The organism is Brevibacterium sp. K11IcPPYGO002 (assembly GCF_050920635.1).
Taxonomy (GTDB): domain Bacteria; phylum Actinomycetota; class Actinomycetes; order Actinomycetales; family Brevibacteriaceae; genus Brevibacterium.
Map to the genome: position 1 here is coordinate 2,217,866 of NZ_CP131929.1, position 21,557 is coordinate 2,239,422.

The 21,557-nt window shown below is 64.5% G+C and carries 18 protein-coding genes and 4 tRNA genes; 2 read left to right on the plus strand and 20 right to left on the minus strand.

Going from position 1 to position 21,557, the window contains the following annotated elements; translation table 11 throughout:
- Nucleotides 1–77: 77 nt before the first annotated feature.
- Nucleotides 78–632, plus strand: a complete 555-nt coding sequence (locus QYM46_RS10130) for a hypothetical protein (protein ID WP_432788841.1) — start codon at nt 78–80, stop codon at nt 630–632.
- Here the strand turns inward: QYM46_RS10130 and QYM46_RS10135 are convergent.
- From QYM46_RS10135 to QYM46_RS10215, 17 genes are all read right to left on the minus strand, one after another.
- Complete coding sequence (locus QYM46_RS10135; RefSeq protein WP_432788842.1) at nt 611–2,908, minus strand: RelA/SpoT family protein; 2,298 nt, start codon at nt 2,906–2,908, stop codon at nt 611–613. The two genes, QYM46_RS10130 and QYM46_RS10135, sit on opposite strands and share 22 nt — an antisense overlap.
- Nucleotides 2,909–2,928: 20 nt before the next feature.
- Nucleotides 2,929–3,945, minus strand: coding sequence for a protein translocase subunit SecF (secF, locus tag QYM46_RS10140; RefSeq protein WP_169252382.1), 1,017 nt, complete (start codon nt 3,943–3,945; stop codon nt 2,929–2,931).
- On the minus strand, nt 3,942–6,083 hold the full coding sequence (secD, locus tag QYM46_RS10145) for a protein translocase subunit SecD (RefSeq protein ID WP_432788843.1): 2,142 nt from the start codon (nt 6,081–6,083) through the stop codon (nt 3,942–3,944). Before secD ends, secF begins: the two co-directional genes overlap by 4 nt.
- 38 nt (nt 6,084–6,121) lie before the next feature.
- On the minus strand, nt 6,122–6,697 hold the full coding sequence (gene yajC, locus QYM46_RS10150; RefSeq protein ID WP_248278873.1) for a preprotein translocase subunit YajC: 576 nt from the start codon (nt 6,695–6,697) through the stop codon (nt 6,122–6,124).
- Nucleotides 6,698–6,778: 81 nt separating this feature from the next.
- Nucleotides 6,779–7,855 (minus strand): Holliday junction branch migration DNA helicase RuvB, encoded by a 1,077-nt coding sequence (ruvB, locus tag QYM46_RS10155; RefSeq protein ID WP_248278874.1) that lies wholly within the window; start codon nt 7,853–7,855, stop codon nt 6,779–6,781.
- Nucleotides 7,852–8,448 carry a Holliday junction branch migration protein RuvA gene (gene ruvA / locus QYM46_RS10160; RefSeq protein ID WP_169252383.1) on the minus strand — a complete coding sequence of 199 codons (597 nt, stop codon included), beginning with the start codon at nt 8,446–8,448 and terminating at the stop codon, nt 7,852–7,854. Before ruvA ends, ruvB begins: the two co-directional genes overlap by 4 nt.
- Before the next feature lie 65 nt (nt 8,449–8,513).
- A complete protein-coding gene (gene ruvC, locus QYM46_RS10165; protein WP_432788844.1) occupies nt 8,514–9,110 on the minus strand; it encodes a crossover junction endodeoxyribonuclease RuvC in 597 nt (198 codons plus the stop codon).
- Nucleotides 9,110–9,862 carry a YebC/PmpR family DNA-binding transcriptional regulator gene (locus tag QYM46_RS10170; RefSeq protein ID WP_025777859.1) on the minus strand — a complete coding sequence of 251 codons (753 nt, stop codon included), beginning with the start codon at nt 9,860–9,862 and terminating at the stop codon, nt 9,110–9,112. The genes ruvC and QYM46_RS10170 overlap by 1 nt, the downstream gene beginning before the upstream one ends.
- A 113-nt stretch (nt 9,863–9,975) precedes the next feature.
- Nucleotides 9,976–10,455 (minus strand): NUDIX hydrolase, encoded by a 480-nt coding sequence (locus tag QYM46_RS10175; RefSeq protein WP_169252386.1) that lies wholly within the window; start codon nt 10,453–10,455, stop codon nt 9,976–9,978.
- Between the two features lie 130 nt (nt 10,456–10,585).
- Nucleotides 10,586–12,628, minus strand: coding sequence for an alpha/beta hydrolase family protein (locus tag QYM46_RS10180; RefSeq protein ID WP_432788845.1), 2,043 nt, complete (start codon nt 12,626–12,628; stop codon nt 10,586–10,588).
- The gene (locus tag QYM46_RS10185) at nt 12,625–13,230 is read right to left on the minus strand and encodes an HIT family protein (RefSeq protein WP_432788846.1); all 606 of its coding nucleotides are present in this window, start codon (nt 13,228–13,230) and stop codon (nt 12,625–12,627) included. Before QYM46_RS10185 ends, QYM46_RS10180 begins: the two co-directional genes overlap by 4 nt.
- Nucleotides 13,227–15,233, minus strand: a complete 2,007-nt coding sequence (gene thrS / locus QYM46_RS10190) for a threonine--tRNA ligase (RefSeq protein ID WP_432788847.1) — start codon at nt 15,231–15,233, stop codon at nt 13,227–13,229. Before thrS ends, QYM46_RS10185 begins: the two co-directional genes overlap by 4 nt.
- A 195-nt stretch (nt 15,234–15,428) precedes the next feature.
- Nucleotides 15,429–16,733: a DUF4352 domain-containing protein gene (locus QYM46_RS10195; RefSeq protein WP_432788848.1), complete on the minus strand. Its 1,305-nt coding sequence runs from the start codon at nt 16,731–16,733 to the stop codon at nt 15,429–15,431.
- Nucleotides 16,734–17,090: 357 nt separating this feature from the next.
- A tRNA-Val gene (locus tag QYM46_RS10200) sits at nt 17,091–17,162 on the minus strand.
- A gap of 37 nt (nt 17,163–17,199) precedes the next feature.
- Nucleotides 17,200–17,271, minus strand: a tRNA-Val gene (locus tag QYM46_RS10205).
- A 30-nt stretch (nt 17,272–17,301) separates the two neighbouring features.
- A tRNA-Cys gene (locus tag QYM46_RS10210) sits at nt 17,302–17,372 on the minus strand.
- Between the two features lie 26 nt (nt 17,373–17,398).
- Nucleotides 17,399–17,471, minus strand: a tRNA-Gly gene (locus QYM46_RS10215).
- 136 nt (nt 17,472–17,607) lie between these two features.
- Between QYM46_RS10215 and QYM46_RS10220 the strand changes: the two genes are divergently transcribed.
- The gene (locus QYM46_RS10220; RefSeq protein ID WP_432788849.1) at nt 17,608–18,084 is read left to right on the plus strand and encodes a TIGR02611 family protein; all 477 of its coding nucleotides are present in this window, start codon (nt 17,608–17,610) and stop codon (nt 18,082–18,084) included.
- A 74-nt stretch (nt 18,085–18,158) separates the two neighbouring features.
- On the opposite strand, the gene zapE is transcribed toward QYM46_RS10220, so the two are convergent.
- The 3 genes from zapE to QYM46_RS10235 all read right to left on the minus strand — a co-directional run bounded on the left by zapE (nt 18,159) and on the right by QYM46_RS10235 (nt 21,556).
- Complete coding sequence (gene zapE, locus QYM46_RS10225) at nt 18,159–19,166, minus strand: cell division protein ZapE (RefSeq protein WP_432788850.1); 1,008 nt, start codon at nt 19,164–19,166, stop codon at nt 18,159–18,161.
- A gap of 142 nt (nt 19,167–19,308) precedes the next feature.
- Nucleotides 19,309–20,247, minus strand: coding sequence for a GTPase Era (gene era, locus QYM46_RS10230; RefSeq protein WP_169252392.1), 939 nt, complete (start codon nt 20,245–20,247; stop codon nt 19,309–19,311).
- Nucleotide 20,248: 1 nt separating this feature from the next.
- Entirely contained in the window at nt 20,249–21,556 is a 1,308-nt protein-coding gene (locus QYM46_RS10235; protein WP_432791733.1) for a hemolysin family protein, read from the minus strand.
- Nucleotide 21,557: the final 1 nt, after the last annotated feature.

Below are 21,557 nucleotides of genomic sequence, written 5' to 3' on the forward strand. Positions count from 1 at the left end.
GACGTTCGAGTCAGCACCTGTCCACAGGCGCTCTCCGAAGTCTTGTCAACGTCTCCACATCCGACGATAGTTCGGGTATGGAGGCGTTGTTTCATCTGCGGGACTTCGGGTACGAGCAGCTCACCGAGCTCACCCTCGACGGCCTGCTCATCCGACTGACCGAATCGACCTGGGTGCGCAAGGGTGCGATCCTCTCCCCCGCTGAGCGGATGGCCGCCCTGCATTCGCTCATCCCACCCGGACTCGCGCTCTCCCACGACAGCGCTTGGTGGGTGCACCGCGGACTCGGCCGGGCTCCCGCTCCGCTGAACTTCATCACGCTGCCCAGGCGCCGGTGGATCGCCGATGACGGTTTCGACGTCCACGAGACGAATCTGGCGCAAGATGATTGGTGCCTCATCGACGGGCTGCCGATCACCACGGAGGAACGCACGCTCTACGATCTGCTCTTCCCGCACTTCCGGAACTGGTCCGCAGAGTCACCGCGGGCGCTCAAGGGCATCATCGCGGAGATCCCCGCAGGACTGCGCCATCGCCTCCGGGACTACCTCACCGAGGTGGCCCGCCGCCCGTTCGTCGCCCAGATGCGCGAGGCCTTGGACCGGGAGGGTCAGCCGCCGGAGATGCGATAGACGTCGAAGACCCCTTCGACCTTCCGCACGGCCGAGAGCACCGTGTCCAGATGGCTGGCGTCGCTCATCTCGAAGACGAACTTCGACTGTGCCACGCGGGCGCGGGAGGTGCCGACCGATGCTGACAGGATGTTCACATGGGTCTCGGTGAGCACCTTCGTGATGTCGGAGAGCAGACCGGAACGGTCGAGGGCTTCGACCTGGATCTGGACGAGGTAGATTCCGCTCGTCTTCTCGCCCCAGGACACCTCGACCATACGTTCGGGCTCCCGTTTGAGTGAGGTGACGTTCGGGCAGTCGACGCGATGCACGGAGACGCCCGAACCGCGGGTGACGAAGCCGAGGATCTCGTCTCCCGGCACCGGGGTGCAGCAGCGGGCGAGCTTGACGAGCACATCGTCGACGCCTTTGACGATGACGCCTTCGGACGAGGAATGATGTCCCGAGGACTGGCCGGTCCGGTTGCGCGGCTCGGGCGGCAGCACGACCGAGTCGTCGTCCTCCCCGACTTCCTTGGCCAGCAGATCGACGACGTGCTGAGCCGAGGAGACGCCGTTGCCGATCGCGGCGTAGAGGGCGCTGACATCGGGCAGCCGCATCTCCGTGGCGACGACCTGGAGGGCCTCCTGGCTCATCAGCGAGGCGGCGGAGATCGTATGGCGGCGCATCGCCCGGGCGAGCTGTTCGCGACCGTTCTCGATCGCCTCTTCGCGGCGCTCCTTCGAGAACCACTGGCGGATCTTGCTGCGGGCACGTGGGCTCTTGACGAAGCCGAGCCAGTCACGGCTGGGGCCGGCATTCTCATCCTTCGAGGTGAAGACCTCGACGGAATCCCCGTTCTTCAGCTCCGTGTCCAAGGCGACGAGGCGACCGTTCACTCGCGCGCCCATCGTCTTGTGTCCGACCTCGGTGTGTACGGCGTACGCGAAGTCGATGGGGGTGGCTCCCGCCGGCAGGCTCATCACCTCGCCCTTGGGGGTGAAGACGTAGACTTCCTTCGAGTTCACCTCGTAGCGGAGGCTGTCGAGGAATTCGTCGGGATCGGAGACCTCGCGCTGCCAGTCCAGGAGCTGTCGCAGCCAGGCTGCGTCGTCGACCTCTCCGGCGTCGGAGACCTTCACAGAGCGGGCGGTGTTCGAGGTCACGGCCTTCGAGGACTTATTCAGATCCTTGTACTTCCAGTGAGCGGCGACGCCGAATTCTGCGCGACGGTCCATCTCGTGGGTCCGGATCTGGATCTCGACGGGTTTGCCGGCCGGCCCGATCACCGTGGTGTGCAGGCTCTGGTACATGTTGTACTTCGGCATCGCGATATAGTCCTTGAACCGTCCGGGAACCGGGTTCCACCGGGCGTGGACGATGCCGAGAGTGGCGTAGCATTCGCGTACGGATTCGACGAGGACGCGGACTCCGACGAGATCGTAGATGTCGGCGAACTCGTGTCCGCGCACGACCATCTTCTGATAGATCGAGTAGTAGTGCTTGGGCCGGCCGGTGATGGAGGCGTCGATCCCGGATTCCTTGAGTTCGCTCTGGAGCTCCTCGGAGACAGTGGCCAGATACTTCTCGCGTTCGGGAGCCCTGTCGGCGACGAGTCGGACCACTTCGTCGTAGACCTTGGGATGGAGAACCTGGAAGGACAGGTCTTCGAGCTCCCATTTGATCGTGTTCATGCCCAGTCGGTGTGCCAACGGGGCGAAGATGTCGAGGGTCTCGCGGGCCTTCTTCGTGCTCGACGAGGCCGGGACGAATCGCCAGGTGCGCGCGTTGTGCAGGCGGTCCGCGAGCTTGATGACGAGGACGCGGATGTCCTTGGCCATCGCCACGATCATCTTGCGCACGGTCTCGGACTGCGCGGCCTGCCCATAGGTGAGCTTGTCGAGTTTCGTCACCCCGTCGACCATGGCTGCGACCTCGGAACCGAATTCCTCGGTGAGTTCGTCGAGCGAATACGAGGTGTCTTCGACCGTGTCGTGCAGCAGTGCGGCGGCCAGGGTGACCGGCAGCATGCCGATCTCCGCGAGGATCGTCGCCACAGCGATGGGATGGGTGATATAGGCGTCACCGGACTTCCGGGTCTGCCCTCGGTGGGCCTCCTCGGCGACCTTGTAGGCCCGGACGACGAGGTCGATGTCCGCCTTCGGATGGTTCGACTGCAGGGCCCGGATCATCGGGCCGAGCACTCGCGGGTAGCCAGGGTTGTTCTGTGCCCTGGCCGCCCACCAGGCTAAGCGGGAGATGCCTCGCGGACGACGCGAATCAGCCGACGATGCCACACCATCTCCTCTCTCGGGGTTCAGACTTCGGCGTGTGTCACCGGTGGGACGTCTGCTCCCCCGTCCTTCAAGCGTAGTTCACGCACGGCCTCCTCCTGTGCCTTGACCGCCGGTTCATTCGCCCGGAGGACGGCGTAGAGGGGGCTCGCGACGAACAGCGTCGAAGCGGCTGCCACTATAGTACCGATGAACAGGGACAGCGAGATATCGACCAGTGTTCCCGCGCCGAGCAGGAACACGCCGATGAAGAGGATCGAGGCGATCGGGAGCACGGACACCACCGACGTGTTGATCGAACGCACCGTCGTCTGATTCACACCGAGGTTGACGAGTTCGGAGAACTTGAGCTTCCGCTTCTCCTCGAACCTCGTCGTGTTCTCTCGGATCTTGTCGAAGACGACCACCGTGTCATAGAGCGAGAAGCTGAGCACGGTGAGGAATCCGATGATGGCTTCCGGAGTGACTTCGAAGCCGGTGGCTGAGTAGATGCCCATCGTCACGATCATCACGACGAAAAGTCCGACGATCGCCGCGACCGACATCTTCCAGGTGCGGAAGTACAGTGCCATGACGACGAGCGCGATCGCCACGAAGATGACGAGCGCACGGATCATCTTCGACGTCACGTCCTGTCCCCATTCAGGACCGACGAATGTCGAGGTGACGTCTTCGACCTTCACATCGTATCCGGACACGAGTGCGTCGCGGACGTCCTGCATCTGCGGGTCGGTGAGCTGGTTCGTCTCGATCTCGACGGCCGTGTCACTGGTCGGCGTCAGGCGCGGCTCGGATCCGGAGACCACCTCGTTGATGATCCCTTCGCCCTTGGCCGCCGAGGTGTCGGTGACGTGGTCGACCTGGAACTGCGAACCGCCCTTGAAAGCGATTCCGAAGTTGAAGCCGAAGATGAGCGGGACGAGCAGAGACAGCAGGACGAGGACTCCGGCGATGCTCAGCCACAGCTTCGCCTTGCCGACGAAGGGGATCGATGATTCGCCGCTGTGCAGCCGGTTGCCCCAGGCAAAGAACCGTTTCACTTGTCATCCTCCTTGCCATCGGCTGCTGCCGAGTCCTCGGCGGCATCCTCTTCCTCGGCGCGTCGAGCCGCGGCCTTCCGCTCGGCGATGGTCATTCCGCCCGTCGCGGTCTTCGCCGGTTTCGATTCGACGGTCTTCGACTTCGCGGCCGTGGACGCCTTCGACTCGTTGGTCGTGGTCTTCTCCGACTCGGACGCGGCAGCCGCGGCGGTGGTGTCGGAACCGTCCTCGGCTGTCATCCCGGCCTTGCGCAGACGCGCCTTCTCACGCCGTTTGGCTTCGGGCGACTTGTCCTGGTCGTCGATGGACAGATTGAGAGCCCCGCGGTATGCGGCGGGTTTGACCCCGAGCAGACGCGGATCCATGCCCGACATCGGGTGGCCCTCGCCGAAGAACTTCGTGCGTGCCAGGAACTGCAGCATCGGGTGGGTGAACAGGAAGACGATGAGCACGTCGATGATCACGGTCAGGCCCAGGGTGAAGGCGAAGCCCCGCACCGAGCCGACGGCCAGGATGTAGAGGATGACCGCGGCGAGCATGTTCACGGCCTTGGAGGCGTAGATCGTGCGCTTGGCTCGGTCCCAGCCGACCTCGACGGCGGAGAGCAGATTGCGCCCGCTGCGCAGTTCGTCTCGCACGCGTTCGAAGTAGACGATGAACGAGTCCGCGGCCATGCCGATGCCGATGATGATACCGGCGACACCCGCCAGTGACAGTCGATAGCCGTATCTCCACGATGCCAGCAACAGCAGCAGGTAGGTGAGTACACCGGCGACGACGAGGCTCGAGACGGTGACGAGGCCGAGCACTCGGTACTGCAGCAGCGAGTACACGACGACGAGCAGGAGTCCGACGAGTCCGGTGAGCAGACCGATCTTGAGGTAGTTCGATCCCAGGGTCGGCGAGATCTGGTCCTCGCTCTGGACCTGGAAGCTCAGAGGCAGCGAACCGTTCTTGAGCTGATTGGCCAGAGTCTGTGCCTCGTCGAGGGTGAAATTGCCGGTGATCTGAGCGTTGCCGTCGGTGATCACCGCGTTCGAGGACGGAGCCGAGAGCACCAGGCCGTCGAGTTCGATAGCGAACTGGTTGTACGGCTGCTGTTTGCCGGTGATGTCCGAGGTGATCTGCTTGAAGATCTCACGCCCGGTCGAATCGAAGGAGAGGTTGACGGCAGGATTGTTGGTCTGCACGCCGTTGGCTCCCGCGGCATAGCCCGCGTTCGCATCGGCGAGGTGATCACCGGAGAGTTCGACGGGTCCGAGGATGTACTTGGCCTGTCCGTCTTCGGAGCACGAGACGACCGGTTCGTCCGAGGGCTGCTGCTGCCCGCCCGTCCGATTCTTCTTGTTCGTGCAGTCGAGCTCCGTGTATTCCTTGATGATTGCGTCGGTCTGCCATTCGGAGGCGTCCTTCTCGGGATCGAAGAGAGGCCGCGGTGTCGAGTCGGTGACCTTCGAGCCCTCGCTCGAGCCGCTGCCCTCTCCGGACTTCTCCGCGTCCTTGCTCGCCGACTCCGAGGACTTCGTCTCCTCTGTGGACTCGTCCGTCTTCGTCGCCGAGCCGCCGGCCTCGACGACATCGCCGCCGCCGGACGGAGCCTGATCCTCTCCCTGTCCGTCGCCCTGGGAGTCGGCGCCGGTGAGATCCTCGAGGCGTTTGCGCTCTTCGTCGCTCAGCCCGTCATCGGCACCCGATTCCTCGCCGCTCTTCTCCTGTTCCTTCTGGATCTGCTCCTGTGAACGCGGGTCACCGACCAGCGCCACGCGGCGGAACACCAGCTGAGCAGATGAACGGACGAGGTTGCGGGTCTCCTCGTCGGGGTTGCCCGGGAGGTTGACGACGATGTTGCGGTCGCCCTGCGTCGTGATCTCGGCTTCGGAGACACCGGTCGAGTCGACGCGCTGGCGGATGATCGCCACGGCCTGATCGAGCTGCTCCGTGCTGATGTCCGTGCCCTCGGACACCTGCGGCTCCAGGATGATCGAGGTTCCGCCCTCGAGGTCGAGCGCGAGCTTCGGAGTCGTCGTGGCATTCGACCAGATAACCCCGCCGGCGATGATAGCGGCGAGGACCACAGTGATGATCGTCAGCCACAGGAAGCGCAAACCAGGGCGTGGTTTTTCTTCGATATCGGACACGTTTCAGCTTTCAGTCGGGAGAAGAGTGCGAGGACGGATCAGTTCTTCTTGTCGGAATCCGAATCAGTCGAGTCCGTGGAATCATCATCGGCAGCTGCGGAGTCGGCATCGGTCTCTGCGGCATCAATGTCGACGTCCTCGGCCTCAGCGACTGCGTCGGCGTCCTCGGTCTTCGCAGCGGACTCATCGGCGCTGATGTCCTCAGCAGTCTCGTCGTCCGCAGTGTCCTTCTCGGCGCGCTTGCGTTCGTTCATGGCGTCGAGCTCGGCGTCGGTGATGGCCGGCTTCTCGTCGTCGGCGGCGGCATCGACATCGGCGGCGGGGGCGTCGGCGCCGGGGGCATCGACGGGCGCTGCGGCCTGATTGTTCTCGATCTGGCCGATGGCCTGGCGGTGGACGCGCAGAACCGTGCCTGGTCCCGATTCGATGGTCACCTGGTTGTTCTCTTCGTCGATGGAGAGCACGGTGCCGAAGACACCGAAGGTCGTCATCACGGTTGCGCCGGGCACGAGACCCGATTTGATCTGCTCCGCACGCGCTTTCTGCTTACGCCGAGAATTGAACAGGAAAAAGATCAGCAGCGCGGCAAGCGCAAGAGGGATCAGCAAATCCACAGATATCAGCCTTTCATATGAATGAATCAGTGAACCAGCTTAGTTCGTCCTCACCTCTCATAGCGAACTCAAATGCGGGGTTCAGAACTCATAGTTTGCTGGGATCTGCATTTTCAGGTGATTCCAGGCGGCCGAGGTGGCCACACGTCCCCGTGGGGTGCGGCTGATCAGCCCCTCCCGCACGAGGTAGGGCTCGGACACGGTTTCGACGGTGTCGGCTTCTTCGCCCACGGAGACAGCGAGGGTTCCCAGCCCGACCGGGCCTCCGCCGAAGCGCTGGCACAGCACGTGCAGAACCGATCGGTCGAGGCGGTCGAGACCGAGCTCATCGACCTCGTAGACGCGCAGGGCGTTGGTGGCGGCCTCCTCGTCGATGATTCCGCTCCCCCGCACCTGTGCCCAGTCGCGGACGCGGCGCAGCAGGCGGTTCGCGATTCGCGGGGTGCCCCGCGAACGTGTGGAGATCTCTTCGAGCCCGGCGAGTTCGGATTCGATGCCGAGCATCTTGGCCGAACGCCGAAGAACCGTGAGCAGGTCGGCACTCGAATAGAAGTCGAGCAGGGCGGTGAAGCCGAAGCGGTCGCGCAGCGGCGCCGGAAGCAGACCCGACCGGGTGGTGGCACCGACGAGAGTGAATTGCGGGAGATCGAGCGGAATAGCGGTCGCGCCCGGGCCCTTGCCGACGATGACATCGACTCGGAAGTCCTCCATCGCCACATACAGCATCTCCTCCGCGGCACGGGCCATCCGATGGATCTCATCGATGAAGAGGACTTCGCCCTCCTCGAGGGAGGACAGGATCGCGGCGAGGTCACCGGCATGCTGGACGGCAGGGCCGGAGGTCACCCGCAGGCTCGAGTTCATCTCATGGGCGATGATCATCGCCAGAGTGGTCTTGCCGAGTCCGGGAGGACCGGAGAGCAGCACATGGTCGGGAGCCTTCTGTCGGGCCTTCGCGGCGTCGAGGACGAGGGAGAGCTGCTCCCGTACCTGCGGCTGGCCGATGAAGTCGGCCAGGCCCTTCGGTCGCAGCGCTGCCTCGGCGTCGCGTTCGGCCGTCTCGGCGCGTCCCGAGACGAGCCTCTCCTGTTCGGCTCCGGTCAGGTCCTGATCGCCGAAGTCCATCTCGTAGGAGTCAGGGTCGAAGGAGCTCGTCATCGCTTCGCACCCAGGACCTTCAGTGCGGCCTTGAGGATCACGGAGGTGCCGGCGTCAGCACCGGTCTCCTTGACGACCTCGGCGACGACCTCCTCGGCCTGCGGTTCCTTCCACCCGAGTCCCACGAGGGCGTCGACGACCTGCTGGTTTCCGCCGCCGAAGGACAGGGTCGGTCCGGGAGCGGCAGCGGTGAGCTTCGGCAGCTTGTTCTCGAGTTCGAGGATGATGCGTGAGGCGCCCTTCTTCCCGATTCCGGGCACCCGGGTGAGCGCATTGGCGTCCTGATTCGTGATCGCGGCAGCGAGCTCGTCGGGCCCCATCACCGACAGGATCGCCATCGCCAGGCGCGGGCCGATTCCGGAGATCGACAGCAGCACTTCGAAGGTATGGTTCTCGTCTTCGGTGGTGAAGCCGAACAGCGTCATCGAGTCTTCGCGCACCACGAGGCTGGTGACCAGTTCGATCTCGGCGCCGTGCCGGGTGCCGGCCAGGGTGTCGGGGGTGACATGGACCTTGCGGCCGACACCATAGGTGAGAACGACGAGGTGGTCAGCTGCGATCCGATGCACCGTACCGCTGAGGAAACTGATCACGGACAGCCTTTCTTAAGGGGAACACGTGTACGAATCCAGGTTAGCAGGCGCCCTCTGCCCCATGCTCACTTGGCGCGCCGCATGGCCTCGGCCCACTGCTGCTGAGCCTTCGTCAGTCCGCTGCCCTGCCGACCGCCGGACTTGCGTTCGGTGAGGTCCTTGTTCTTCCCCGGCGTCGATTGGGCCGCCAGCGCCCCGCGCCAGGAATGGCAGATCGCGATCGCCAGGGCGTCGGCGGCGTCGGCGGGCTTCGGCGGCGCCTCGAGCCCGAGGATCCGTGTCACCATCGAGGTGACCTGCTTCTTGTCCGCACGTCCCGAACCGGTGATCGCGGCCTTGACCTCGGACGGGGTGTGCATGGCCACGGGCAGTCCGCGGCGGGCGGCCAGCCCCATCGTCAGTCCCGATGCCTGGGCGGTGCCCATGATCGTGGACACATCATTGCGGGCGAAGACGCGTTCGATGGCGACGACATCGGGACGATACGTGTCCAACCAGGTGTCGAACGCCTCGGCGATGGCACCGAGTCGCAGGTCGACGGAATCGGCCGAGGGAGTCCGCAGGGCGTCGACGGCGACCATCGTCGCCTTCCGGGCGGGCAGGGTGTCGATGACACCGAGCCCGCACCGGGTCAGTCCGGGATCAACACCGAGGATGCGCATCAGGCATCGAGTTCGGCGAGGACCTCATCGCTGACATCGGCGTTCGAGTAGACGTTCTGCACCTCGTCGCTGTCTTCGAGCGCATCGATGAGGGAGAAGACCTTCTGCGCGGTCTCCGCGTCGAGGCTGACCTCGAGCTCGGGCACGAAGGAGGCTTCGGCCGAGTCGTAGTCGATCCCGGCGTCGACGAGCGCGGTGCGCACGGCCACGAGGTCGGTGGCCTCGCAGATGATCTCGAACTTCTCGCCGACTTCCTTGACCTCTTCGGCCCCGGCATCCATGGTCGCCAGCAGAATGGCCTCTTCGTCGGTCTCCTCGGCGCCCACGGTGATGACGCCCTTGCGGTTGAAGTTGTACGTCACCGAACCGGGATCGGCCATCGACCCGCCGTTGCGGGTCACGGCCACGCGCACCTCGGAGGCGGCACGGTTGCGGTTGTCGGTGAGACATTCGATGAGCAGTGCCACACCGCCGGCGGCGTAGCCTTCGTACATGATCGTCTCGTAGTTGACTCCGGAGCCGTCGAGACCGCCGCCGCGCTTGACCGCGCGGGTGATGTTGTCGGCGGGCACCGAGTTCTTCTTCGCCTTCTGGATCGCATCGAACAGCGTCGGGTTGCCGTCGGGGTCGGGTCCACCGTTGCGAGCGGCAACCTCGATGTTCTTGATCAGCTTGGCAAAGAGTTTGCCGCGCTTGGCATCGATGGCAGCCTTCTTGTGTTTAGTCGTTGCCCATTTGGAATGACCTGACACTGGTGTTCCTTCCTGTAGTTACAGCCTCTCAATTCTATACGCTGATCGCCCGGACCCATGCAGACGACCGGAGGCGATTCCGTGCGGACTCGCCTCGGTGCGCAGTTGCGAGTTCAGTCGATGACCAGCGGCACGTCGGGAACGGACCCGGCGGTGGCCAGGTCGATGAGGCCGAGCAGATTCTTCGGATAGATCGTCTCCGTCGTGGCCAGGAGCTCCTCCCGGGTCCACCAGCGGAATTCGAGCAGGCTGCGTTTCTCGATGTCCGTCCATACCGCGTCTTCGAGTTCGATGTCCTCGGTGGTGCGGAAGGCGAAATAGGTTTCGACCTGGCGCAGTGACTTCTCCGTGAATTCGAAGACCTCGTCACGGGTGGCCAAGGGGCCGATGAGTTCGTGGGGTTCGCATTCGATCCCGGTCTCCTCCGCCAGTTCCCGGGCCGCCGTCTGCGCAGCCGATTCACCGAGTTCGGAACCTCCGCCGCAGGTCATCCACCATTGGTGACTGGGTGTCAGCAGGTCCTGGGCCCTGATCAGGAGAACCTCGTCGCGCTCATTGAGTAAAACGACCCGTGAGGCTTTACGAGGTTTCATGTTTCTCCAGTGGTCGGCGGCGAAGGGAGGCAAGTGTTTGCAGAATAATGACGCTGGGGGATTTCGGCAAGAGCACGACAGCGGCTCAGAGAACGATATCGGCTCTGCGCGTTCCCCACCAACTCGACGCTCATGAGGCGGAGTCGGCCGCGGAGGCGGCACCAGGATCAGCCGCGTCCGAGCGATGTCGCTCGCCCTCCGGCTGGGTCCGATTCCCGCCGCTGAAGTGCCGATCCCACCAGTCGAGGATGGCTTCGAAGCGCTGCCTGCGGTGGCGGGGCTGCCCGGTCCGGGAGAGTTCGTGGTTCTCGCCGGGGAAGATGAGCATCTCGGTGTCGACTCCGGCCCGCTGCAGGGCAGCGTAGTACTGCTGGGCCTGTTCCAGCGGGCAGCGCAGATCGAGTTCCGAGTGCATCACCAGGGTCGGTGTGCCGACCTGCGGGGCGTGAGCCAGGGGTGATTGGGCGGCGATGGCCTCTCGGCTGCGGCCTGTGTACTCCTCGGTGAAGAAGCGCCCGATGTCGGAGGTCCCGACGAAGCTGTCGGGATCGAGGTAGCCGCGTTCGACGATGGCTGCGCGGAAGCGATGGTCCGCGGCGATCGTCATGGCTGTGAGATATCCCCCATACGATCCGCCCTGGATGCCCAGCCTGCTGCGGTCGAGGGTGGGATCGGATTCGAGGGCGTGGTCGAGGACGGCGAGCACATCGGCCATCGCCGGTGCCGCCATATCGCCTTGGACGGCGGTCCCCCAGCTGCGGGTGCGGCCGCCGGATCCGCGCGGGTTCGAATACACGACGGCATATCCTGCGGAGGTGAGCACCTGGGTCTCGTCGAACCACGAATGGGTGTACTGGGCGAAGGGCCCGCCGTGGATGTTGAGGATGACGGGGAAGGGTCCCTCCCCGTGCGGTTTGGCCAGCCAGCCGGTGATCGTCCCGGAAACGCCTGGCACCCGCAGCACCTGGGGTTCGACGGAGTTCGCCGGTGCCGGATGCTCCTTGACGATGACCGTCTCACCCATCACCGAGGCGGCCCAGGAGTCCGCGCGAGCGTCGAGACTGATCCGGCCGAGGACGGCCGGAGAGCGTGGAGTCGATCCGGTGAAGACGAGGGTCTCCTCGTCGAGGTCGAAGCCGTTGACGGCGGTGGTGTCGTCGGTGAGGAATTCGAGGTCGTCGAGAGCGACCTGTGCGGCGTCGAGGCCGATGCGGACGATTCGGGTGGCTCCGTCGGTGTCGACGGCGGCGACGACCGCTCCCCCGTGGATCTGTGGCCGGATCGGCGCCAGGGCCACGGTCTCCGGGTCGGTCAGCCGCGTCGTGGAGCCGGTCGTCATGTCGTGGAGGAAGAGACCGGGCATCTGCCCGACGAAGTCGAGTTCGTCCCGGCTCAGCGCGTTGCCGAGCAGCAGCACCCGTTCGGTGTCGATCCACACATGCAGACTCAGGCTCATCGGCGGCAGGTCGAGCGGGTGCGACTCCTCGCGGCCGAGCAGCCACACGGTGCTGCGCAGGTCGGGTCGCCCGCGATCGGGTTCGGCCGCGGCGATCACGCTCGCCCAGTGCCCGCCCGGGGAGAATCGCGGATCGTGGACGTCGGTGTCCGGGGTGGTCAGCAGCGTCGACAGCGGGACTTCGGAGGCTCCGCGCAGGCCGACGGTGCCGATCCCGGGTTCGGCGAGGTCGACGAGGAAGGCACGGGCCGGACGGTCGTTCGTGTAGCCGAGTCCGTTGGCCAGGTAGGACGCCGTGGTGATTCGACGTGGTGCCTCTTCGGCCGCCGGAACGGCTTCGTCGAGTCCGTAGCGGCCTGGTTCGGCGACACGGGCGACGTAGAGCGCCCTGGCGCGGGAGTCGTCGAGAGCGAATTCGGCCACCCCGAGGTGGTTGTCCGTGATCTGGTGTGCCGTCTCCAGGCTGTCGCCGGCGAAGAGCTGCGGGGCGGCCTTCTTCTCCGCGCTCAGATATCCCGACCAGTTCGGGCCGCACTGCGGGTTCGAATCCGACCAGGAGTGTGTCAGCCGTCTGGAGCGGTCGGCATTCAGGGAGAACAGCTGGGCGAGGTAGCTGTTGGTCTCGAGGTCGGGTCGCCGGATCGTGATGACGGTGTCGCTGCCGCGCAGCATGGGCGAGGAGTACTCGGCGAGAGTGCCGAGGTCTTCAGGATTCATCTGTTCCATTCCTTTTTGAGCCGTGCCTGCACATCGGCGTGCACCTGCGGCAGGGCCTTGGTCTGAGCGATCACGGGCAGGAAGTTCGCGTCTCCGCCCCAGCGCGGGACGACGTGCTGGTGCAGGTGGGCGGCGATTCCCGCGCCGGCCACCGGTCCCTGGTTCATGCCCAGGTTGAAACCGTGGGGTCCGGACACGGCCCGGATGACGCGCATCGCCTTCTGTGTGAAACCGGCGAGTTCGACGGTCTCGTCGTGGCTCAGGTCCGTGTAGTCGGCGACGTGACGGTAGGGGCAGATGAGCAGATGGCCCGGGTTGTACGGGTAGAGGTTGAGCACCGCGTACACGTGCTGACCGCGGGCGACGATGAGACCGTCCGCGTCGGTCTTCGACGGTGCCGTGCAGAACGGGCATTCGTCGGCGCGGTCGTCCTTGGGTTTGTCCTGACCGTCGATGTAGACCATCCGGTGCGGGGTCCACAGTCGTTGGAATCCGTCGGGTTCCCCGGGGAACCCCGCGGCAGCCTCGGGGTAGGCAATCCCTTCACCGAGGCGGCCGCCCGAGTTCTCCTGAGCGGTTCGGTCGTCGTCGCCTCCGCTCATACCTGAGCCTTGGTCTCGATCGTGTCGAGGATCTGTCGCACCGCCTCGGCGACGGGCACGCCGTTCTCCTGTTCACCGCTGCGGAAGCGGAAGGACACGGCCCCGGCGTCGCGGTCCTCTCCTCCGGCGATGAGGGTGAAGGGCACCTTCGACTTCGACGCATTGCGGATCTTCTTCGGGAACCGATCGTCGCTGTCGTCGAGCTCCACCCGGACTCCGGATCTGCGCAGCTGGTCGGCCACCTCGGCGAGGTAGTCGTTGAATTCCTCGGCCACGGGGATGCAGGTCACCTGCACGGGCGCCAGCCACACGGGGAAGGCGCCGGCGTAATGCTCGGTGAGCACGCCGAGGAAGCGTTCGATGGAACCGAACTTCGCGGAGTGGATCATCACCGGCTGTTTGCGGGAGCCGTCGGCGGCGACGTATTCGAGTCCGAAGCGCTCGGGCTGATTGAAGTCGAGCTGGACGGTCGACATCTGCCAGGTGCGGCCGATGGCGTCACGGGCCTGGACGGAGATCTTCGGGCCGTAGAAGGCCGCGCCGCCCGGGTCGGGAACGAGTTCGAGTCCCGTCTCCTGGGCGACCTCCTCGAGCACGCTGGTGGCTTCGGCCCACTGTTCGTCGGAGCCGATGAACTTATCCGCCTTCTTCCCGTCCTCGTCACGGGTGGAGAGCTCGAGGTAGAAGTCGTCGAGGCCGAAGTCGCGCAGGAGGCTGAGCACGAAGTTCAGCAGATGGCGGATCTCCTTCCCTGCATCTTCCTGGGCGACGTATGAGTGCGAATCGTCCTGGGTCAGGGCGCGGACGCGGGTGAGGCCGTGGATGACACCGGAGGCCTCATCGCGGTAGACGGTGCCGAACTCGAACAGGCGCAGCGGCAGGTCTCGATAGGACCGACCGCGGGACCGGTAGATGAGGTTGTGCATCGGGCAGTTCATGGCCTTGAGCCGGTAGGGTGTGCCCTCCTTGACGACCTGGCCGGACTCGTCGCGGATCTCGTCGACCGACATCGCCGGGAACATGTTCTCGCCGTAGTAAGGCAGGTGTCCTGACGTGTAGTAGAGGGTCTCTTTCGAGATGTGCGGGGTGCCGACGTATTCGAAGCCCTCAGCGATGTGACGGGCGCGGACGTAGTCCTCCATCTCCCGTTTGATGACCCCGCCCTTGGGGTGGAAGACGGGCAGACCGGAGCCGAGCTCCTCGGGGAAGGAGAACAGGTCCATTTCGGCGCCGAGCTTGCGATGGTCGCGACGTTCGGCTTCGGCACTGCGGTCCTGATAGGCCTTGAGGTCGTCCTTCGAAGCCCAGGCGGTGCCGTAGACGCGCTGCAGGCTCGCATTCGCCTGGTCGCCGCGCCAGTAGGCGGCCGAGGAGCGGGTGATGGCGAAGCCGTTGCCGATGAGCTTGGTGTTGGGCAGATGGGGACCGCGGCACAGGTCCTGCCACACGACTTCACCCTTGCGGTCGACGTTCTCGTAGACGGTGAGTTCACCGCCGCCGACCTCCACGGAGGTCTCTTCGTCGCCGCCTTTGCCTTTGTCGTCGATGAGTTCGAGCTTGAACGGCTCGTTCGCCATCCGCTCCCGTGCCTCGTCCTCGGTGACGACGACGCGGTTGAAGGTCTGGCCGGACTTGACGATCTGGGCCGCCTTCTTCTGAATCGCCTTGAGGTCCTCAGGAGTGAAGGGCTCGGCGGCGTCGAAGTCGAAGTAGTAGCCGTCGGTGATGTAGGGACCGATGCCGAGCTTGGTCCCGGGGAAGAGCTCCTGGACGGCCTGAGCGGTGACGTGACCCGTCGAGTGGCGCAGGATATCGAGTCCGGCATCGGAGTCGATGGTGATCGGGGCGATCCGATCCCCTGACTGCAGCTCGCGGCTGAGGTCGGCGGGTTCGCCGTTCAGCCACATGGCAACGACCGTGCGGTCGGTGGAGAAGATCTCCGTTCCGGTCAGCCCCTCTGTGAAAGGAATGCTTTCGCCCGCGCAGTCAATGCTGTCTGCCACTGATTTCTCCGTTCGTTCCGTGTTCATTCGAGCAGCCCGTTCGGTGGGCGACTCACCCTCAGATTCTAGTACCAATTCGGTTGCGACAAATCAGTTGGGTGACAGTCCGAAGACTGCCACCCACACTGAGTCTGCCGAAGCCTGTACCCGAGGTGTCAGGACCGTATGGGCCCTGTCACCTCGGGAAACAGAGTGTCACTGCTTGTAGAACTCGAAGTCCTTGCCCTTGCCGAGGTCGTCGACGAGTTCGAGCTTGAGGTGCATCCCATCGATTTCGGCCTTGGGGACAGCGAAGGCGAATTCATAGGTCGTTTCGCCGCCGGCGGGAACCGGATCGGTGAAGGCCAGGGAGCCCTTGTAGTTTCCGCCGTCGAAGACGTCGTCGTATTCCGTGCTGCCGCCGTTGTTGGCGGACAGGTTCGTGAGAGTCATCTCCAGGTCGGAACTCGAGTTGTTCTTCACGGTCATCGTCACGATGGCGATCTCACCATTGGTCGATTCAGCGCCTGAAGCGTACTCTCCTGCGGTGCCCTCGCGGACGTTGATCTGTGCAGTGACGTCGGTGCCGATCTCGACCTCGCCGGCCTGAGCAGGTGCGGCGCCTGCTCCGTCGGAGCCATCGGAGCCCTGGCTGGGATCCTGTCCGGCCCCCTGGCTCGAATCCGGTGACGCGGAGGAGCTGGCAGCTTCTTCGGCCGCGTTGAAGATGAAGGCTCCGAACATGACGGTCGCGACGATCGCGACGATCGCGATGACGACCGAAAGAAAACCGAGGATGATGCCGGTGATGTTGAGACCTTTGTTGCTGGCCAAGCTCTTCTTGACCGCAGAGAGCCCGACGAAGCCGAAGATGATCGCTGCGATGCCGAAGATCGCGCCGATACCGAAGAAGAACGATCCGAGGACGCCGACGATGCCGCCGATGAGGGCGAGGATGCCCCAGATGTTCTTCGACGTGTTCCCGCCGCTGCCAGACGGGTACTGACCGTAGGCGGCGTTCGGGTTGGCCGGGATGAACTGATCGGAGGAACCGTCTGCACCTGCGTAGGCCGGCTGCTGACCGTACTGGTTGGCATCGTACTGCGCGTTGGCGTCATAGGGGTTCTGCCCGTACTGGTTGCCGCCATACGGGTTCTGGTCGCCCTGACCCTGGCCGTACTGGTTGTTCGGGTCCTGACCGTACTGGTTCTGACCGTACTGGTTCTGGTCGTTCGACGCACCGTAGTTGGGCTGCGAACCGTACTGGGGAGCCTGCTGTCCGTATTGCTGCGAGCCGTCGTTGCCGCCCTGGCCGTAGTTCGGCTGCGAACCGTAGGGCTGGTTGCCCGCCGAGCCGTACTGCTGACCGGACTGCTCCGAGCCGGACTGGCCCGGCTGCTGGCCGGAATTCTGATCATTGCCGTAGTTGGGGGCATTCGGCGGCTGGTTGTTCGGGTTCTGCCCGTTGGGGTCGTTGGGCGAACCGTCACCCGAACCGTACGGGTTCTGAGGAGTAGACATAGGTGCTCCGAAGTCATCGTCGTTTAGTACAACACCTAGCGTACTAGCAAACCCCTTTGTTACCGCATGCTGACCGCGTTTCAGTCCTGGAACATAGTGAACGAAACGCACACCATCCACATCAGCACCATGAACCTCGGGAGCCACTGCCTCGCCGCGCCCACCATCGCGCTTCCCCGCCGCTGGCGGCCGCAGCCATACTTCGCGGGTTCCGCCCAGCTTAGAGTGAACAGCCCTGTTTCAAACATGGGCTATTCACCCAAAAGTGAGCTATTGCGAAAAAAGCGCCTCATAGACAGACGCCTGCGCGAGCGTGAATGCACGAAGCCCCGAGCGGATCACTCGGGGCTCCTTCTGTGCGCGATACTGGGATCGAACCAGTGACCTCTTCCGTGTCAGGGAAGCGCGCTACCGCTGCGCCAATCGCGCTCTATTCATTTGTTGCACCGGAACCCGAGGGTCCCTGTGCGCGATACTGGGATCGAACCAGTGACCTCTTCCGTGTGAAGGAAGCGCGCTACCGCTGCGCCAATCGCGCTGGTCAACCGACATTCCTGCCGGTCATCCGAGGTGGCGACGGGATTCGAACCCGTGTATACGGCTTTGCAGGCCGCTGCCTCGCCTCTCGGCCACGCCACCGCCAAGGCAGTGCCATGACGCCTCCGAGCGGATGACGGGACTCGAACCCGCGACCCTCACCTTGGCAAGGTGATGCTCTACCAACTGAGCCACATCCGCATTTCTCGCTGCCCGGTTTCCCTGGCAACGAGATATAACTCTATACGCAGGTGGCGGCTTACGCAAAATCAGAATCGGGTGATCGTGGTCACACCCGTCGATCAAGCTTTCAGGGTCACCATCCTATAGTGGTGGGGTGAACGCAGAGAGTCCGCAGACCCGCCCCAAAGGCTGGTTGTCACGCCACCACCGGCAAGGTCCCCGACCGTGGCGCAAGCTGCGTTTGGGCTTCCTCCGGTGGCGCCGAACAGTGCTGGCCAATCCGCACACGGCACGGCTGTATCGCAGCATCGTCGGCGGCCTCGGCACACTCATCGTGCTCATCGGACTCGTTCTCGTTCCGCTGCCCGGCCCGGGCTGGCTCATCGTCATCATCGGCCTGTTCATCATCTCCAGCGAATTCCACTGGGCTCGGCGGCTGCTGCGCTTCGTGCGCGTGAACGTCGAACGGTGGACCCACTGGATCATGGCGCAGAGGCTGTGGGTGCGATGGACCGTCGGCGCGGTGACGGCGGCGTTCGTGACCGCCATCGTGTGGTTGACCCTCCGACTCACCGGCCTGCCCGATTGGGTCCCGGACCTGCGCATCTTCGATGTGATCGGCCTGAGCTGAAAAGACCGACGCCCGTGAGACCTCGTTCGGAGGTCTCACGGGCGTCGATCGTCGGGTCGGGCCCCGATCCGGGCTCAGGACGACAGTGCTGTCAGGCGTGAGAGACAGCGCATGTACTTCTTCTTGTACCCGCCGGCCAGCGACTCGTCGGTGAAGACCTTGTCGAGGGCCGCACCGGAGTTGATGATCGGCACATTGCGATCGTAGAGCCGGTCGACGAGCGCGACGAATCGCAGCGCCACGCTCTCGTTGTCGATGGTGCGCACGTTCTCCCACACAGCCGCGTCGATGCCGTCGACCATCCGCCCGTAGCGCGAAGGGTGGACGGTGGACAGGTGGCTGAGCAGCTGAGAGAAGTCGTCGCGGGCGACGACTCCGTCGAGCCGGCTCGCAGCCGCATCGAGTTCGGACTCCGGCAGCGGATCGGCCGGAGCGGTGAGCTCACGGGCACGGTAGTCCTTGCCGTCGATGCGATAGACCTCGAACTGATCGGCCAGCGCCTGGATCTCGCGCAGGAAATCCTGAGCGGCGAAGCGCCCCTCCCCCAGAGACCCGGGCAGAGTGTTCGACGTCGCGATGATCTTCACCCCGGCGTCGGTGAGTTCGCGCATCAGCCGCGACATGAGCACGGTGTCGCCGGGATCGTCGAGTTCGAATTCGTCGACGCAGACGAGCTTCATCGTCGACAGGTCGTCGCGGGCCCGGGCGAAACCCAAGGCTCCGACGAGGTTCGTGTATTCGACGAACGTGCCGAAGGTCGCAGGCTTCTCATTGGCGTGCCAGGCCGAAGCCAGCAGATGTGTCTTGCCGACACCGTAGCCGCCGTCGAGGTAGACGCCCTTGGCACCGGACTTGCCCTTCGAGAACAGCTTGCCGAAGAATCCCTGGCCGGTCGAACGCTCGGTGAATTCCCGCAGTCTGTTCCGCGCCTCTTCCTGCGACGGCTCGGCGGGGTCGGTGCGGTAGCTGTCGAAGGACACGTCCTCGAACTGCGGCGGCGGCACGAGACCTGCGATGAGCTCTTCGGGGGCAACCTGTGGGGATCGGTCGCTCAGTGCGACCAGAGTCTGCTCGGCATTCACTCGGCCTAGTCTAAGGCAGGCCCGAGTGCCCGGTTCAACTCGGCACTCATGAGGTGGCGCCCGTCACAGAGGGCGCAACCGCACCGTCTCCGACGTCCGCCGGCGTACTGTTCGCACCATCGGCGGCGGACGAACCGGGCGGTCAGCTGTTGAAGTCGAAGCCGAGTCGACCGAGCTGCTTGGGATCGCGCTGCCAGTCCTTGGCCACCTTGACGTGCAGGTCGAGGTAGACCTTGGTACCGAGCAGCCGTTCGATGCCCTGGCGGGATTCCGAGCCGATCGCCTTGAGCCGGCTGCCGCCCTTGCCGATGATGATGGCCTTCTGGCTGGGACGTTCGACATAGAGGTTGACGTGGACGTTCCACAGCGGATTGTCCTCGCTGCGGCCTTCCCGCGGATACATCTCCTCGACCTGCACAGCCAGGGAATGCGGCAGTTCGTCCCGCACACCTTCGAGGGCCGCCTCGCGGACGAGCTCGGCGATCATCTTCTCCTCCGGCTCATCCGTGAGGTCGCCGTCGGGATAGAGCGGAGGAGATTTCGGCAGGTGTGCCGCGAGCACCGAATCGACGGTGTCGACCTGGAAGTCCTCGACTGCGGAGACGGGGACGACGTCGGCGAAGTCGGCGAGCTCGCCGACGGCCAGCAGCGCCTCGGCGATCTTGTCCTTGGGCACCCGGTCGACCTTCGTCACGAGCGCCACGATCGGGGTCCGCCCGTCCAGCAGAGCCAGCTGGGAGGCGATATAGCGGTCACCGGGTCCGATCGGCTCATCGGCGGGCAGGCAGAAGCCGATGACGTCGACCTCACCCAGCGTGGACGCCACAAGATCATTGAGTCGAGAACCGAGGAGGGTGCGCGGTTTGTGCAGTCCGGGGGTGTCGATGAGGATGAGCTGGTGGTCGTCCTTGTGAACGACCCCGCGGATCGTGTGACGGGTCGTCTGAGGTTTGGCCGAGGTGATTGCGACCTTCTCCCCCACCAGAGCGTTCGTCAGCGTCGATTTGCCCGTATTGGGCCGTCCCACGAAGCAGGCGAAGCCCGCCCGGTAGTCCTCGGGGTAGTCGGTGCGAAATTCCATCTCAGTCCTCTTCCTTCGTCCCCGAACCACCGGCTGCGGCGGTCTGTGCGTCGTCTCTGCTGTCCTCGTGAGTGCGGGTCACCCGCACGTGGGTGATCCGGTGGCGGCGGCCCTGACCCTCCATGGCTTCGATCTCGAGGCCTGCGATCGACGCGTGCGAGCCGTCGATGGGCACCCGGTCGATGAGCTTCGAGAGCAGTCCGCCGACGCTGTTGACGTCATCCTCGTCGATGCGCACATCGAAATAGTCGGCGAAGTCGGAGATCGACATGCGGGTGCTGATGATGAATGATCCGTCGTCGCCGGCGACGAGTTCGTCATCGCCGTTGTCGTATTCGTCTTCGATCTCGCCGACGATCTCCTCGACGATGTCTTCGATGGTCACGAGCCCGGCGGTGCCGCCGTATTCGTCGATGAGGATCGCCAGATGCGTCGAGTCCAGCTGCATCTGCCGCAGCAGGTCATCGGCCGGCTTCGTCTCCGGAACGAACAGGACGGTGCGGGCCAGGTTGCCCACGGGCCGTTCGGCTTCCTCGGGATGGAGGTGGAGACGGCGGGCGACGTCCTTGAGGTAGGCGACTCCGCGGACGTCGTCGAGATCATCCCCGCAGACGGGGATGCGGGAGAAGCCGGAGCGGAAGAACAGGTTCATCGTCTTCTGCAGGCTGACGTCGGCGTCGACGGTGATGAGGTCGGTGCGCGGCACCATGACCTCGTTCGCCGAGGTGTCCGAGAGGTTGAACACGGACTGGATCATCTCGCGTTCGCCGTCTTCGATGATGTCGGATTCGCTGGCACGCTCGACGAGGTCGCGCAGCTGTTCGGAGGTCACGAACGGACCGTCCTTGTACACCTTGTCCGGGGTGAGCAGATTGCCGAGCACGACGAGGATGCGGGCCAGAGGTTTGAGCGCGACGAGGACGATGCGCACGACCCAGCTGAGGTTGAGGCTCACGGCCAGGGACCGGCGTTTGCCGATCGTGCGCGGGGAGACTCCGGCGATGATGAAGACCGCCACCGAGGCGGTGATCACCGTGAGGAAGACCATGAGCGGACCCACGGAGTAGTAGGAGTCATAGGCCAGTGCGATGAAGACCGTGGCGAGTGCTTCGAGGAAGTTGCGGACGAAGATGATGACGTTGATGTTCGTCGGCAGGTCCGCGAGGATCCGCTCCACGCGCACAGCTGAGCGTTTGCCGTCCTCCTTCGCCTCCTCGACCGCATGGTGGGAGACGTTGAGCAGAGCGGCATCCACGGCAGACAGGGTGGCCGCGATGATGAGGCACAGTGCCGCACCGAGGAAGAACATG